The 14,965-nt window shown below is 61.0% G+C and carries 12 protein-coding genes; 5 read left to right on the forward strand and 7 right to left on the reverse strand.

What is annotated here, in order from left to right; all coding sequences use genetic code 11:
- The 4 genes from AC24R4_RS10725 to AC24R4_RS10740 form a co-directional block, all read right to left on the reverse strand.
- Complete coding sequence (locus tag AC24R4_RS10725; protein WP_487523051.1) at positions 1-1,077, reverse strand: porin; 1,077 nt, start codon at positions 1,075-1,077, stop codon at positions 1-3.
- Between the two features lie 125 nt (positions 1,078-1,202).
- Complete coding sequence (locus tag AC24R4_RS10730; RefSeq protein WP_487523052.1) at positions 1,203-2,828, reverse strand: FAD-dependent monooxygenase; 1,626 nt, start codon at positions 2,826-2,828, stop codon at positions 1,203-1,205.
- Positions 2,829-2,884: 56 nt separating this feature from the next.
- A complete protein-coding gene (locus AC24R4_RS10735) occupies positions 2,885-3,868 on the reverse strand; it encodes a VOC family protein (RefSeq protein ID WP_487523053.1) in 984 nt (327 codons plus the stop codon).
- A gap of 35 nt (positions 3,869-3,903) precedes the next feature.
- Complete coding sequence (locus AC24R4_RS10740; RefSeq protein WP_487523054.1) at positions 3,904-4,764, reverse strand: fumarylacetoacetate hydrolase family protein; 861 nt, start codon at positions 4,762-4,764, stop codon at positions 3,904-3,906.
- A gap of 156 nt (positions 4,765-4,920) precedes the next feature.
- Between AC24R4_RS10740 and AC24R4_RS10745 the strand changes: the two genes are divergently transcribed.
- Positions 4,921-5,856 (forward strand): LysR substrate-binding domain-containing protein, encoded by a 936-nt coding sequence (locus AC24R4_RS10745; protein WP_487523055.1) that lies wholly within the window; start codon positions 4,921-4,923, stop codon positions 5,854-5,856.
- Positions 5,857-6,162: 306 nt separating this feature from the next.
- Here AC24R4_RS10745 and AC24R4_RS10750 read toward each other — a convergent pair whose 3' ends face one another.
- Positions 6,163-7,170 carry an LGFP repeat-containing protein gene (locus AC24R4_RS10750; protein ID WP_487523056.1) on the reverse strand — a complete coding sequence of 336 codons (1,008 nt, stop codon included), beginning with the start codon at positions 7,168-7,170 and terminating at the stop codon, positions 6,163-6,165.
- A 230-nt stretch (positions 7,171-7,400) separates the two neighbouring features.
- Positions 7,401-8,519, reverse strand: a complete 1,119-nt coding sequence (locus tag AC24R4_RS10755; protein ID WP_487523057.1) for a helix-turn-helix transcriptional regulator — start codon at positions 8,517-8,519, stop codon at positions 7,401-7,403.
- 2,550 nt (positions 8,520-11,069) lie between these two features.
- Here AC24R4_RS10755 and AC24R4_RS10760 point away from each other — a divergent pair.
- The 4 genes from AC24R4_RS10760 (at position 11,070) to AC24R4_RS10775 (ending at position 13,433) form a co-directional block, all read left to right on the forward strand.
- The gene (locus AC24R4_RS10760; RefSeq protein ID WP_487523058.1) at positions 11,070-11,447 is read left to right on the forward strand and encodes a hypothetical protein; all 378 of its coding nucleotides are present in this window, start codon (positions 11,070-11,072) and stop codon (positions 11,445-11,447) included.
- Between the two features lie 428 nt (positions 11,448-11,875).
- A complete protein-coding gene (locus tag AC24R4_RS10765; RefSeq protein WP_215531386.1) occupies positions 11,876-12,169 on the forward strand; it encodes a hypothetical protein in 294 nt (97 codons plus the stop codon).
- A 50-nt stretch (positions 12,170-12,219) separates the two neighbouring features.
- Complete coding sequence (locus AC24R4_RS10770) at positions 12,220-12,846, forward strand: tyrosine-type recombinase/integrase (RefSeq protein WP_487523059.1); 627 nt, start codon at positions 12,220-12,222, stop codon at positions 12,844-12,846.
- A 92-nt stretch (positions 12,847-12,938) separates the two neighbouring features.
- Positions 12,939-13,433 carry a hypothetical protein gene (locus tag AC24R4_RS10775; RefSeq protein WP_487523060.1) on the forward strand — a complete coding sequence of 165 codons (495 nt, stop codon included), beginning with the start codon at positions 12,939-12,941 and terminating at the stop codon, positions 13,431-13,433.
- Between the two features lie 252 nt (positions 13,434-13,685).
- On the opposite strand, the gene AC24R4_RS10780 is transcribed toward AC24R4_RS10775, so the two are convergent.
- Positions 13,686-14,846, reverse strand: a complete 1,161-nt coding sequence (locus tag AC24R4_RS10780) for an IS30 family transposase (protein ID WP_487523014.1) — start codon at positions 14,844-14,846, stop codon at positions 13,686-13,688.
- Positions 14,847-14,965: the final 119 nt, after the last annotated feature.

Here is a 14,965-nt window from a genome sequence, read left to right on the forward strand (position 1 = left end):
TCAGAATCGATGCAGCACACCGGCCACGACGCCGGTCTGGCTCTCGCCCGGCGTCACGCTGTTGGGGGCCGCGAGCCCGACCGTGGAACCGTGGCGATTCTTCGCATAGCCGATGTTGGCGTATACCAAGGTCCGCTTGGAAAAGTTGTACAAGGCCGACAGCGCAAACGTTGTCGCATCCTTGTCGCTGCCCTTCTGATCATTCTGGTAGACCGCGCCAGTCAGGCTGAAGGCCGGCGTGAACTTCCAGGTGAGACCCGCCCAGTAGATATCTGCGATGGCGGTGATGCCGCCCACGCGCGAGCGCAGGTTGCGCACGCCAACGAAGGCCTTGGCGCGCTCCCCGGCATAGGTGGCCGCCACCACCGTGCGGCGGTCGGTATTGTCCTGTGTGGCAACCGCGGCGCCGTGGCGCTCGTCGTAGGCCAGCATCGCACCGAACGGCCCCGCGCCATATTGGATCGAGCCGCCCCATTCCTGGCCCACCTTCAGGTTGCCGGGGACTTCACTGCCGTTGGCGATCGTCGAGTCGTAGCCGAAGCTGTATTGCGCCGACACCGTCACCGGACCGGCTTCCTTGGTGTAGCGCACGGCGTTGTCGACCCGGCCGCCCATCTGCGGATCCTGCCCGAAGACCGAGTACAGGTTGTAGACCATCGGGTCGAATGGGATCGCCACATCGAAGATGGCATTGCGATGGCGGCCGAGGGAGACCAGCCCGTAAGGCGTTTCGATGCCCACGTAAGCCAGTCTTCCAAACAGCCTGCCTCCCTGCTGCAGCGAGCCGCTGTCCATGCTCAGCCCCGATTCCAGCACGAAGAACGCGGAATTGCCGCCGCCGAGGTCTTCGTTGCCACGAAAGCCCCAGCGCGAGCCCGCCTGACCGCCACTGGTCATGCGGGTGATGCTGTGCGAGCCATTGGGCTGGTTGTTGATGACCTCTATGCCGTTGTCGAGAATGCCGTAGATAGTGACGCTGTTCTCCGCATGCGCGGTGCCGGCGGCTGCCAGGCACAGCACCAGTGCTGCCTTGCCGGAACGGCGGCTAATATCCTGTGAGGGCTGCTTGGGTTGCAATGTCTCCTCCTTTTTTCTGGATGTCGGTCAGGACGATCCGTTTATGTAAGCGGGCGTGCCTGCCTGACTGTGCAGGCTTTCGGCTACGCCTCGCATGCTTCAAATCCGTATTGCCGCGGTCGCGGTCAGCCGTGTCCGGTCACCCGCCGGAGCAACGCATCGGGTTCGGCGGGCAGCGCGTCGGCACGCCACGCTACGTGCTGATCGGGGCGGATCAGGGCGTAGCGGGCGTCATAGAGCGCTCGGACTTGTGCGTTGTTCAACCGCACGATCGTCAGCGGGCATCCAAGCCGGGCCGCAGCGTCTTCCAGTGCACCAACCCCGTTCGCGCTGTCGTCCAGCACCAGCAGCGTGAGGCCGCCGCCGAACATGTCGTAGAGTGACGCGCCCCTGCCAGTGCCTTCCGCCAGCCACGCATGCGGCGCGCGGCAACCGGGGATGGCGGACGGCACGAAGCTGCTCGGATGGCAGTCCGCCGCCGCCCCAGCGCCGTAGTCGATCAGCGGCGACGCCGTGTAGCGATAGCCAAGCACCACGCCCAGCGAGTCGAACTCCCGCGCCTTGGCGGTGCGGACCTGCGCGGCTACAGTCTCGCGCGCGGCATCACCGGCCGGGCCTTCGGCCTCGATGTCCGGCACGCACAGGTTGCTGGTCCGTGTAGCGTGATTCAGCACGGCTTCGTCGATCACGCGGCGGTGCACCGGGCGCCGTTCGTACTCGTAGCTGTCTAGCAGGCCAGGGCCGCCCCAACCCTGCATTGTTGCGGCCAGCTTCCAGCCCAGATCAACGGCATCGCCGATGCCGAGGTTCATACCGTAGCCGCCATAAGGTGGATGAAGGTGGCAGGCATCACCGGCCAGGAGCACGCGCCCTTCACGGTAGCGTTCAGCCAGCAATTGGTGCGCTTCCCAGTCGTCGACCGAGAGAATCTCCGGCGCGATATCCAGCCCGGTGGCGCCACGGATGAACCGCACGGGATCCTCGGTCAGTGCCGATACCGCCCCGCCGATGTACCAGCGGTCCCCGGTATCGAGCGGGCCCATCACCGCGGGCGAGTCGGCATTGACGAGCCAGTACATCACGGCTTTTGGCAGGTCGTGCATCGTCTCCAGGCCGGGCTGACGGAAGACGATCATCCGATTCCGCGACAGTCCGCCCGAGCCTTCCATGCGGATCCCCAACAGCCGCCTTACAGCGCTGCGCGCGCCGTCGGCGCCGATCAGGTAGCGGGCGCGAATGGGCTCCGCGCCGCAAACACCGTCGAGCACGGCATTCACGCCATCGATGTCCTGCGTGAACGCCTCCAGCCGCGTGCCGAACGACAGCCTGACACCGGGCTGCGCGAGCACGTGGTCCTGCAGCACCTCCTCCAGCTTGTACTGCGGAATCCACTGCGCGTGCTCCGCATAGAGCGGGTTCTGCCCGGGCCGGCAATAGAATGCGTTCTCGAATGCGGTGATCGGCCAGCCGGCAAGCCGGGTTGCGAAGCAAACGGTCGAGGGATAGTCGACGCCGAAGGGCGCCTTGGCCCGGAATGCGTCGATCAGGCCCCAGCGTCGCAGGTGTTCGCAGCTCCGGACGTTGGTGGTTTTTGCCCGTGGGGCATTGCCCACGCGGGCATTGGCTTCGACGATCCGCACCGTCACACCGCGCTGACCGAGTTCGATCGCCGCTGCCAGGCCTACCGGCCCGGCACCGACGATCAGGACATCGACGTCGCATGCGGCGACGTGCTCATCCTTCATCTGCATGATTTTCATCCTGTTGACTAACGCCGCCGGGCGACGCCGGTGACTGGCTTTAACGTCTATTCGGCGTCGCCCTGAACGCCCGTCGTGCCGCTGGTACCCGGATAAGGCGGCGCCCAGCTTGCGAGCATTTCGATGCTGTTCGGATAGAAGCCCGCAGGCGTGCTCTCGTTGAAGACGTCGCCGTCGGCGTAGTGCTCGACGACATTGCCGGCGGGGTCATGCCAGTAGTCGAACACCTGGCTCCCCAGTACGTGCCGACCTACCCCCCAACGCGGCTTCCAGCCCCGGCTGCCCAGCCAGTGGTGCCCCGCGCTGATCGCGTCGAACGACTCCACCTCGAACGAGGCGTGATGCGCCGTTCCCGCCAGCGGGGCCGGTGCCTCGACAAAGCCTATGGCGTGGTGATCGACGTACTGGTCTGCCTTGGACAGCCGGTAGAATCCGGCCACCATGCGGTCGCCGCCAGGCTCGATCAGGCCATCGGAGAGCCGCAGCCCGAGATGCCGCGTGTACCAAGCGTCAGTGGCCGCGATGTCGCGCACATTGAGCAGCACGTGCCCGAGCCGGAAGACCGGAGCGGGTCCACGCGGCGGGCGCAGCGTCGCGCCGAGCCGAGATTTCGTTGCGGGCGTGTTGGTCTTCGCCGCGCACGCAGGCGGTTGGGCGTTGTCCGCGGCCGCCGCTCGAACGCGCCTCCAGTGCACGAGGTGGATCGCGAAGCCGTCGGGATCGCGCAGCCGCACGCGCAGGCCTGCGCACGGACCGCCGACTTCCTCGATCGCGCTCGCACCTGGAATCGTGACCGCCCGGCGCAGTTCGTCGGCTGATGCGACTTCAAAAGCAACGTAGGCCATGCCGGACCTCTCCCTGCCTGCAGCCAGCGTGACATGCGCGTATGGCTGTACGCCGCTGCCTTTCATGTACAACGCATCGCTGGTTTGCGACAGCGGCGCGAGTCCAAAGTCGGCAAGGAAGACCGACGTCATCGCGAGGTCTTCGGCGTGATACGCCACATGGGCGATGTCTTCGAGATGGATCATGGCGGGATGTCCGTGTATTGGCGCCGGGCTGCCGCTCATTGCGCGGCCGGGTCGCTGACCACGGAATTGCTCAGCACACCGATGCGGTCCACTTCGACCTCGACCACGTCTCCCGCCTTCATCCACAGCGGGGGATTGCGCTTGGCGCCCACGCCACCCGGCGTGCCCGAGACGATCACGTCCCCGGTCTCCAGCGGCATCACCGTGGAGAGATAGGCGATCAGTTGCGGGATGCTGAAGATCAGCAGGTCGGTCGTCGTGCGTTGGACTTCTTCGCCGTTCAGGCGTGTCGTCAACGTCATCACGGTGCCGGGCGGAATCTCGTCAGCCGTCACCATCCACGGGCCGAATCCGCCCGTGCGATAGAAGTTTTTGCCCGGTCCCCACTGCGGCGTATGGACCTGCCAGTCGCGCACGGATCCGTCGTTATAGCAGGCGTAGCCGGCAATGTGATCCCAGGCGTTCGCCTCCGCAATGCGGCGGCCTGGTTTGCCAATGATGACGGCAACCTCGCCCTCGAAGTCGAACTTGTGCGACTCGGTCGGCAGCAGCAGCGGTTGCCCGTGCCCCTGCTGCGAATCAGCTACGCGCAGGAAAATGGGAGGATGGGCCGTTTCGGCCTTGCCAGTTTCGGCCAGGTGGGCGTGGTAGTTGAGACCTACGCACAGAATCTTGCCCGGGTTAGGGATCGTGGGCAGGAAGATGACGTCCTCGGTACGAAAATCAGGACCGTCTACCGAGGCGGTCGCAGCGCGCGCCGTTTCCGCCGGCGCGCCCAGCAATGCCTTCAGGTCAGGATAGCGATCGCCAAAGCGCGCGGAGAGGTCAATGATGCCGTCATCAGTGACGACGCCGTAGGCCGGCCGGCTGTGGGCCAGGAAGGAAGCAAGGCGCATGATGGGGGCTGTCTCGGGTGATGTGTTCGTCGTTTTTGCGGCATGTCGTCGCGCCACGGAACGAAAGGTAGCCCCGCCCCCGTTTCCCCGAAAGATGGCAAAATTGCGCCGGAGATAGCCGACAGCTATCACTGACCCCACACAGGCCCGACTCCGATGAAGCTTCACAACCTCCGCGACTTCGTCGCCGTCGCCCAGACAGGCAGCCTCCGGGCGGCAGCGCGTAAGCTGGAACTGGCACAACCTTCGCTGTCCAAAAGCATCCAGCAGCTCGAAACGGAGCTGGGCGCGACGCTGTTCGAGCGAAATGCGCGCGGCGCGATGCTGACGCCGGCAGGAAAGGCATTCCTCCATCGCGCGCAGGCGGCACTCAATGAGCTGAAACGGGGCCAGGGTGAGGTGCGGCAGATTTCCAGCGGGACGGGCGGCAGCGTCAGCATGGCCGTCTCAGCGGCGGTGGCACTTTCGGTCCTTCCAGACACCATCAAAGCATTCAGCGCAAAATTCCCCGACGCGGCCATCCGCATCATCCCGGCTCAGCCCGGCACGATGCTTCCGGAACTCCGCGCCGGCGCACTGGACTTTGCCATCGGGCCCCGCCCATCCGTACCGCTCGGCGACGACTACAGCGTCGAACTGCTGATGCAAAACAGGCGCGCCATCGTCTGCCGCCGGGAGCATCCGCTGCGCAAGGCGCGCAGACTTCGCGATCTGCTCAGTGCGCAATGGCTTGTGTCGAACGCTACGGGCATGATGGCGACCGACCACGATCAATTCTTCCAGTCGCACGGACTCGACGTGCCACCCCGCGTGGTGCAGTGCGATTACGGCACGGCGACATGGTCGCTTCTGGCTTCCACCGACATGCTTGCGGTGCAGCCCCGGCAGTGGGTCGAGGCCGCGTTGATGAAAGGCGTGCTGATGGAGATCCCGATCGAAGAGAAGCTGCCTTCTGTAGATATCGTCCTTGTGCGGAGGCGAGGTTTGCCGCCAACGCCTGCAGCAGAGACGATGCTGTCTCTTTTGCAACGGCATATCGTGTACTACGCCGGCAAAGCGGGCAGCGGGGACTCTAGCGGCGCTGGCAGCTAGTTCTACCGACTTCGTTGTGTCGTTCTCGAAAGACCTCTACCTGGGTCCGTCTACTTGACACCCGTCGCTAGGCACTAAACTTCGATACACCGGCTGAACGACTCCATCAAGCTGTTGCGTTGACCGGTTGAATCCACAGTCGTCCTGCGACGGTCGCGGTTCGGACAACTCCGAAGCCCGGGTCTCCACCAAGAGTTGGGAGCTGCCAGCTACCCCTTGGCGGCGGCGGGCACGCCTCGATCCAATTCTGAAGCGCACGCCCAAGCCGGCCACTAGTGGCCGGCTCGCCCGTGCGCTTCAATCGATCTAGACGGTGACCACGCTGTAACAAGCCTTGTAGGACGCACCGTCACCCGAGATCAGCGGTGTCTGCACCTTGAAGCCCACGCCGTGATAGGTTTCGACCGGCTTGCGGGCTGCCATGACCACCATGTCTTTCGCCGTGAGCACAAAGTTGCCGTAGCCAATGGTGTCGTCTGCCAGATCCAGCGCATCATTCAAAGCCGAGCTGATCACTGGTACCGTACTTGCCAGTAAGGGTCCTACTACTGTTGCTAGTAACGCTCCAACGGCGGGAATCACCGCCACCGCCGCCGTCACGCCAGTGGCGGCGGCAGCCACTGCCGCACTCATGGCGTCCTTGTATCGATCGGGGTTCTCATCATCATGCTCCATGATCAGCGAGCTGATCGTGATGCCGTACGGAGGTCCGCGATAGATTTCTTTCATGTCAGGGACGCCCTCTCCACCGTCGACATCGTCATAGATCGCACTCCGGTCCGATTCCGATCCGAAAGGGGTTACTGTGCCGATCACCACATAGGGTTCATCCGAGTCCGAAAACAACTGATCGGAGTCGCTCTCACCGAAGCAAAGAAGACCGGTGTAGTGAACTGCGACGTCCCTCAATTCGATCGCACCAACGTCAGGCCACCAATAGACGGCGCCATGCTCGAACTGACTCACCCGACCGCTTTGGGGGAATGCGGCCTCATCCGACAAGGGGAACCCGAGCCACGAGCCAGCGCCGCCCAACTGGTCATAGCGGTCGCCAATCGCGCCGTAGACCCACACGGGGTGTTTCGTCGGGCCACCATAGTAGAGCACGCCGTGCTCGTATCGCTTCCGCTTGCCGCCAGCTATGCTCTCGACGTCGGAGACGGCCTTGCCTGGTGATCCGCCAAGTTTGTTCCAATAACTCTCGAAGATTCGCTCTGGATTGATGATGAGTCGCCCTGGATCGAAGATAGGCGGGCGAAACCCTGTCTTTACGAAAGGCCCTGCGGCTTTCAGATTCGTCGCGACGTTTGGCATACGAGACTCTCCGGATTAATTGACCCGATCATTGAGCCTTGCGTGCCTTCGCTGCACGGGCTCGGGCTAAAGTCTAGAATTCGTGCCGAAAAGGAGTAGCTCCAAGCGGGCGACACGAGCTATGGGCTGACGTCCTCAAATGGAGACGCGGGCGAGAATGTTCGAGGACGGCCACGAACGGAAAAAGGCGGCGCTTCCCGCCAAGCACCGAAAGACTGGCCCCGCCGAAATCAGCAACCCCTCTTCCTTAGCAGCGCAATCAGTTCGCCCTGTCGATGCGTGTCAGTTTTGGCGAACACTCGCCTCAGGTATGTGCGCGCCGTCTCTTTGCTGATGTTCAGGTAGCGGCCGGCATCGTCGAGGGAGTGCCCCTCCAATAGTTGCGCGACCAAGTCCCGCTCCCGCGGCGTCAGCTCGCTCAGCCGTTGCGCTGTGCCTGCCGCCAGCGGCTTGCCCCCCTCCTCTGTCAGCACCATTACCAACCGTGCGGCGTCCATCATCCAGGGCACGTCAGGATCCAAGGGGACTACGGTAATCGAAAGCGGCGGCAAGGGCGACTCGCGTGAAAGATGGCAGCAGAGGCTTCTGTCAATGGCAATTGGCGACCCCCGACGCCCGCGCGAATGGGCAAGGATCGCCGCCCGCGCTATCGTCGCAAACAGTGATTGTCCGTCTTGCGGAACTGCCGCCGAAATGCCGGTGGACTGTACGGTCAGATATTTGCCCGCAAGCTTCAACGCCGTCGCGTCAGCATGAATCGGGCGCAGGTCTTCATCGAGCCAGATCAGGCCGACACCGCTGTCCGTTACCAGCCTTTCCGACACGGCGACCCGCTGCTCGGTCGCCGCAATTCGCGCCCGCAGGTCCAGCGCAGTCTGCAGATGAGGAACAAAGGTTGCCGCCGTCGCCACATCGTGGCTCTGAAAATCACGATGACCGCGGACGCGTCCCGCCACAAGAAGCGCGCTGCGGCGTCGGACTCGGAAGAGCGGCGTCACCATGCCATAGAAGCCATCCACTGGACGGACAGCCTTCTGATAGAGGTCAGACTTGGCGAACTCCGAGTCGGAAATACGCGAGGTCTGCGGTGTGGGCACACCGACAGGTATCGTTGCAATCCAGGCGGGGCATGCAGTCGCCAGTTGCCGGCGAATTTGATCGCATGCATGAACGCTCATGCCATATGCCGCGAGAATCGTGCCGCTCGACGCGTCGCCAAGTGCAATCATGGAGCGCTCGGCCTTAACCAGACGCGAAAATGCCTCAAGCGGTGCGCCCCACGCATCCTCGCAAAGGACCGCCCGATACGTGAGTTGTATAACGTGAAACAACTGATCGGTGGCTGTCAAGGCGGTCTCCCGGACAAGGTTCGTTCGATCAAGCGGACTTCATTCGCACGTCCTCACACGGCCATGGCAATGGTGCGCGAGCTCTGCGCGATTCTTCGATGGACCTTTTGCGCTAACGTGGAACGCATTTTTTCCACAGCCTTCGCGCTTCGTCACACCGGGGAAAATGATGCACCCGCTAAAGGCCATCCATTCGAGAGAGACCACAGTAGCACAGCGGGTGCCGCAGGAATTGGCCGCGCGGTGTGACCCTGAGTGGCGGCAGCCTGCGCAATGTTAGAAGCGCGTTCAAGTCTAGACGATTGTGCAGGGTGTGCAATTTCAAAGCGCTTCCATCTGTTATTGATCGCTTGCAGGCTTTCATTTACATCCAACCGATGGACCGCAGCAACTTGCCATATTCGTGCCCGTTTGATATTCGCCCCATCCAGATTGCAATGTGCATATATCGCATCATGGCGAGAAGCGCGTGGCTTTTGTCAAGGGGATCGCTTGCATCTCGAATAGGTCGAACGGCCCTGTCGCCTACGGCGCATGTCTGAACCGCCAGATCACTGCGCTGCAAAATTCGCCAGGAATCCGAAATCTACGTCTGCAAGCTACGACATCGAAGCGCGACGAATCATGGAGCTGGCGTGCGTTTCGGAAGGTTGCACGGACCTGTCGGCTATGGCGCGTTTTTGTGCGAGCGAGGCTGGGGATAGTCCGGCGACTGCTCTCAAGGCGAAAGAGGCTATGGAAGGCTGACCCATTCTGGCCATTTGCTGTCGCTCGACATCCAGTTTCTGCAGTCGGCACTATTGCGTTCATCAGCCATTTATGGCTCCGACCAGCTTGTGGGGCGTAGGACAGAGTCGGATATCAACTTTGAGTTGCAGCGCGCACGATGTCATAAAAGGGGGCGTTCGACGCTGCGACAAATGTGACGGTGGGCGTGCCTCGCAAGGACATTTGCTGTCGGGGGCCTTCGTCATGGACACGTTCAACATACGAAAACTCGAGCAGTATCGGGGTCTGGTACTGCAGATGGTGGTGTTTCAGAGTGATGCCGATGATGAGTTGCCCGGCCACCATAGTTGGGGATACCGCGTGGCAGTCGGAGAGCCGGCGAATGCAGAGAGTCCGTATTTAGCTGGGCCCTACTATCACTCATCTCCATACCCGTCCTTCGCGGAGGCCGATACAGCTTGCGTGCAGCGAGGACACCTTGCCGTTGACCTGCTACTTGGCACTATCTGAGCCTCTCATGCCGCAGACGACGGAGTTCTGCATAGCCCAGGCGCAGACACCGCAGGGTCCGCATGGCGAGCTTGACGTCGCCGCCTTCGTTGAGCGCCGCCCGGACGCGGCCAATCTGGGCACAGACGCGCTCGCGCGCCCGCCACACTTCATCATCCAGCTCACCGGTGCTCCGCCCATATCTCGCTCGGTATCTTGCCTCGTACATGATCCGTGCCAGTCCCCTCCTATCCCATCGCCACCTTACGGAAAGCCCGGCTGTCAGGCGCTGTCCACAACGCATGGGTTTTAGACATTGCACCCTGTATGGGGTCTGCCTGGGTGGGGCGTTGTTAGTCGCCCCGGCTTTCCGACCTGGCCGGTGATTGCCCTACGGCCCGCGCTTGCCGACGCTGAATTGAACCGTCCGCCCTTCAACAGCGCTCAACTACGGACACGGCCGGCCGGCGGCATCGGCGGGGGGACCGCTACGCCGTCAGAGCTTTCGATGCAACTGGGCGAGGAGATCCTCCATCCCACGCCCTATTTCTAAGTTTCGCCCAGATAATGCGAACCCAACGGCAGAGAAGGGAACGTCCGTTCCGGGAATGCGCTCGGTCATTCAGCGGACTAGGTACCGGTGGCCGCGATGGGTCGGCTGCAGCCGTTGGCGCTGCTCTGCCCGATCGACAGGGTCGACTGCACACACTCCGCCTATGCCCGAAGCGTCCGTAATGATTAGATTAAGTCCACAAGGGCACGCCTTCATCAAAGGCCTCCCTTGTCGATAGATTGGTTTGCTGCGAGCTACCCCGCTACAGCATTGCAGGGCGAGGCAGCTCGACAGCGCTGTCTCGCCTCTTTTTTAGGCGCCCACACCCTTATCATTAGCGCCTGCTGCGAAGGGCCCGCTGACACAAGCTGTCCAGGTGATACCGCCATATTCCAAGAGTGTGTCGAGTGCGTCGGTCGCGTCTTTCAAACTGCGCCCGCGCCGCGAGCTCAAATCGACGCGGGCCCTTCCCCTCCGTACCCCGCGTGATACCAGGGCTTCCTTTTCGCCTCGCGTCAGCTATACTGTATATATATACAGTATCGAGTTCGACGTGACCACGCTTCCAGAACCAGCAAATTGCCCCTTGTGCGGCACTGCCGCTGAGCGGATCCGGTCTTCCGTGCTGAGGGGCTACAAGTACGCTTGCCCTAGATGTGGATCTTTCGGCATAGAGAGTGCGGCATTGCCGGATCTTGAAGCCGTGACGTTGGCCCGGCAAGCCGTGGCCCGCTTGCGGTCGTACGGGCATTTGCCGCTCATCCAGCGAGACAAGCAAGGTGTTCGCGTCGGACCTGGCCGCTCTTAAAACCGCCGCAGCGACGTCGTCCGATTGGCAATCGAAAAACAGCATCATGGGAAACAGCCGCCTGGCAGCGAAATGCCATCTATCTCGCGACATCGCCAGCCAGCCACCAGCGTCCGGGGCAAACGGCATCCTCGGGCGCATTCAGGGGCAGTACATCGCTGAGGCGACAAACCTGCTTCCCCCTGCCGCCACGTCGACCGCGACGCATCAGGAGATCGACCTCGATGCGGGCCCTGCGGGACGCGTGCGCTTTTTCGCAGAGAGGAAGCAGGCCAAGCACCATCGACATTCACATTACTTCTGGTCGGTGTACCGAGCCGAGCCGGTTGACGATGAGAATTCACTCTGAACTTATCGACAATGCAAGCTTGGACTGCGTTTCTTATGCGGATGCTTCTTCTCGTCACCGCGATAGTCCTGGTGGCAATTGCATCGAGATCGATCTATCTGCGTGTCCACTCGCCATCGTTGTCTGAGGCTCAAGAGGACGAGAACGTTCATCGTGAGATGGCAGATTGCGAAGGCCAACGTAGACAGGCGCCGCATTCGAAAGACAACGTCCTCACAACCATTGGTTGTTTGAAGTCCTGACTTTAAACGGATCTTTCCGGTCTCTGGCAGCGACATTTCTGAGCGATCAAGATGCGGCTCTAATACTGATAGCGCAGAGTCGTTCGTGCCCTGTTCGGGCGATGCGAAGTTGATCAGTTATGTTCATGATCCATGGACGCGAGTGCCTCGAACCAGTTCACTGAGCACTCCACACCAGGAGCAACCATGAACTACATCGAGCCAGTTACATGCAAGTGCGGTGTCAAGGTCCAGATCCACGAGTATCTGATGGACCTTGGGGAGGATGAGCCGCTAGATCGGGGCTACTGCCCGATGTGCAGCCGCTTTTTGTTTGAGATGGAGCATCCAGGAATACTGGTCACCGAGATCATTCTCCCTGGGGATCGGACCAAATGCGGGGACGGTGATCGCCATCTGGGGCTACCCCCAGGATATGACGATGAGGACTGGCCATTTCCCACACTGGCCGAACTGCTTCGCCGACAGCAGGGGCGATGATGCATTTTGAGGCGCACACTGGCTCTCCCTTCATCTGAAAGGAGACCATCATGGAAGCCCCCGCCATCCACCGGACGCGCCCGGTTCCATGGAACAAGGGACGACTTACCGGTCAGAAGCCGCCTCTGAAATTGAACGAGATATGGGCAATACGAACGCGACTCCAGCTCACCTCAAACGTGCGCGAGCTGGCACTGTTCAACTTGGCTATCGACAGCAAGTTGCGGGCGTGTGACCTAACTCGTTTGCGCGTTCAGGACATTTGCGTTGGCAGCCAGGTAGGCACCCGCGCAACAGTAAAGCAGCAGAAGACGCACCATCCCGTACAGTTCGAAATCACGGAACAAGCACGGGCGAGCGTTGAATGCTGGATCCGAGCTCGCGGGCTACGGCTCGGCGACTACCTTTTTCCGAGCCGGCTGCATTCCTCGCCGCATTTGTCGACACGACAGTATGCACGGATCGTCCACCGGTGGGTCGCCTCCATCGGCCTGGATGATTCGGCTTACGGAACGCATTCAATCCGCCGCACCAAGGCGTCGCTGATTTATCGGCGCACCAAGAATTTGCGCGCTGACCAACTGCTCCTCGGGCATACCAAGCTCGAAAGCACTGTGCGCTATCTTGGCATCGAGGTTGACGACGCGCTTGAAATAGCAGAACAGACTGAAGTGTAGCTAGGGAAAGTTGGCCGGCCAGCGGTCGCTTGCCGGCCAAATGCGGCCGCCAGGCACCGTCGCGCTTCATGGCCTCGACGAAGGATTCAGCCATGAGATTTAAGGGGCCGTTCCATCAGGTAAGCTCTTGGGATTCGCCCGGCCAACCATTGAGAGGGGATTTCGTGGGATATGACGTTCGTATTACTCGACGTGAAAACTGGTTTGATGAAGTCGGCCCAGAGATTGAGCTATCCGAATGGTTGAAGCTCGTCGAAAGCGATTCAGAAATGCGCCTTGATGGCTGCGCCGAAGCACCCCTCAAGGATGGAGGCGTTCTACGAGTTGAAGAGAGCGGTCTCTCCATATGGACTGCCTATTCTCAGCATGGGAAAGGTCAAGGCATGGCCTGGTTTTCATTTAACAGCGGAAACATCGTGGTGAAGAACCCAGATCCAGAGATCCTTCGAAAGATGTGGACGCTATCGAAGTCGCTGTCGGCCAAAGTTCAGGGAGATGAGGGTGAACTTTACGATCAGGACGGCGAAGTCGTGCTGCACAAGAAAGCTGGTCATCCCGCCTCCAAACCGTGGTGGAAGCTCTGGTAAGCTCGGTGACATCACGCTGCTCGATGAAGGTGCTGCAAGTAGGGATGCCCTTCCCAGACAGCATTACCTAATCTTGGCTGAAGGGCGGCAGATGCCTTCCCAGGCGCGGTCTCCTACAAGAACTGCGAGACTGCGCCCTACTGCACGAATGACTGCTGATGGCGAAACTGACGGGCCGCTCAGGGTCGGGAGCGGAAGTTCGACGCCGCAGCGGCGGTCCGCACCGCTGAACTTCCGCGTTCGGCTGTGGATTCAACCGGTCAACGCAACAGCTTGATGGAGTCGTTCAGCCGGTGTATCGAAGTTTAGTGTCTTGCGCGGGCGTTCATTGAGGCGCCTGGCCACAGCATTGAGCTTGGCTTGGGAGTATGTAGATAGGTCAATGCCTTTGGGGAAGTACTGCCTCAAGAGTCCGTTGGTGTTCTCATTGGAGCCTCGTTGCCATGGATGCTGAGGGTCGCAGAAGTAGACCTGGATATCGGTCGCGACGGTAAAGCGCTTGTGGTCTGCCATCTCTTTACCTCGATCCCAAGTCAACGATTTGTACAGCTCATTTGGCGATTTTCCGGCGTGCTTGATGAGGGCGTTGACGACGGTCTCCGTGTCTTTGCTGGACACCTTTAACAGCATCACAAACCGTGTCTGGCGCTCGACCAAGGTAACGATCTGGCTATTCGCACTGCCGAAGAGTAAGTCGCCTTCCCAATGACCTGGTATCGCTCGATCTTCAACGGTAGCGGGTCGTTCGCTGATGGAGACGGTTTCACGGATTCTTCCGCGCTCGTCGGTCTTGGCAGAATAGAGGCGCGAGTGACGCATGTTTCGGCATCGCCTCAAGTGTTCAAGCAGCTCCTTCTTCAGGGCGCCACGGGCCTGCACATAGAGGCTACGATAGATGGTCTCGTGTGACACCTGGTAGTCCTTGTTGACCGCATATACATGCTTGAGCCAACCTGCAATTTGCTCCGGGGACCACTGCTTCCTCAGTTTGGCTGCCACAACTTGCGCCAGCGTACGATTCCTGACGAGCTTACAGGTCTTTGGACGGTGCGCGCGAGCCCAGGCAAGTTCATCGGCCTGAGTCGCGCGATACCCTTGGTCTGTGCTATTGCGTCGCAACTCTCGGCTAATGGTAGACGGCGCACGCCCGAGCCGAAGCGCGATCGACCTGATCGACAGCCCGGCCACCACGCTGCGAGAGATCTCGTCGCGTTCGGCGAGTGTCAAGGCAAGCCGAGAACGGTGTCTTTGCGCTGGCTGTATGCCGCCAGTTCTTGCAAGGATCCCCTGTATCGAAGAGTGGTACCGATCGAACAACCTGGCGATCTCGTGAAGCGTGTCACCTTTACGCCACCGCTCCCACATTAGTGCCTTCTGAGCCTCGGTGTAGTAGATCCTGCGCCTTTGTTTCATTTGCAACACCTCCACTGCCTACGCAGCGTCTAGTGTTGCATCGACCCATTGAATCCACGGCCATTCTCGGCCGCTCGCTCTCTCGGTCATGCGGTCACTCAAGCGACCGATTCGCTCCG

Source organism: Cupriavidus sp. CER-90, from assembly GCF_057652055.1.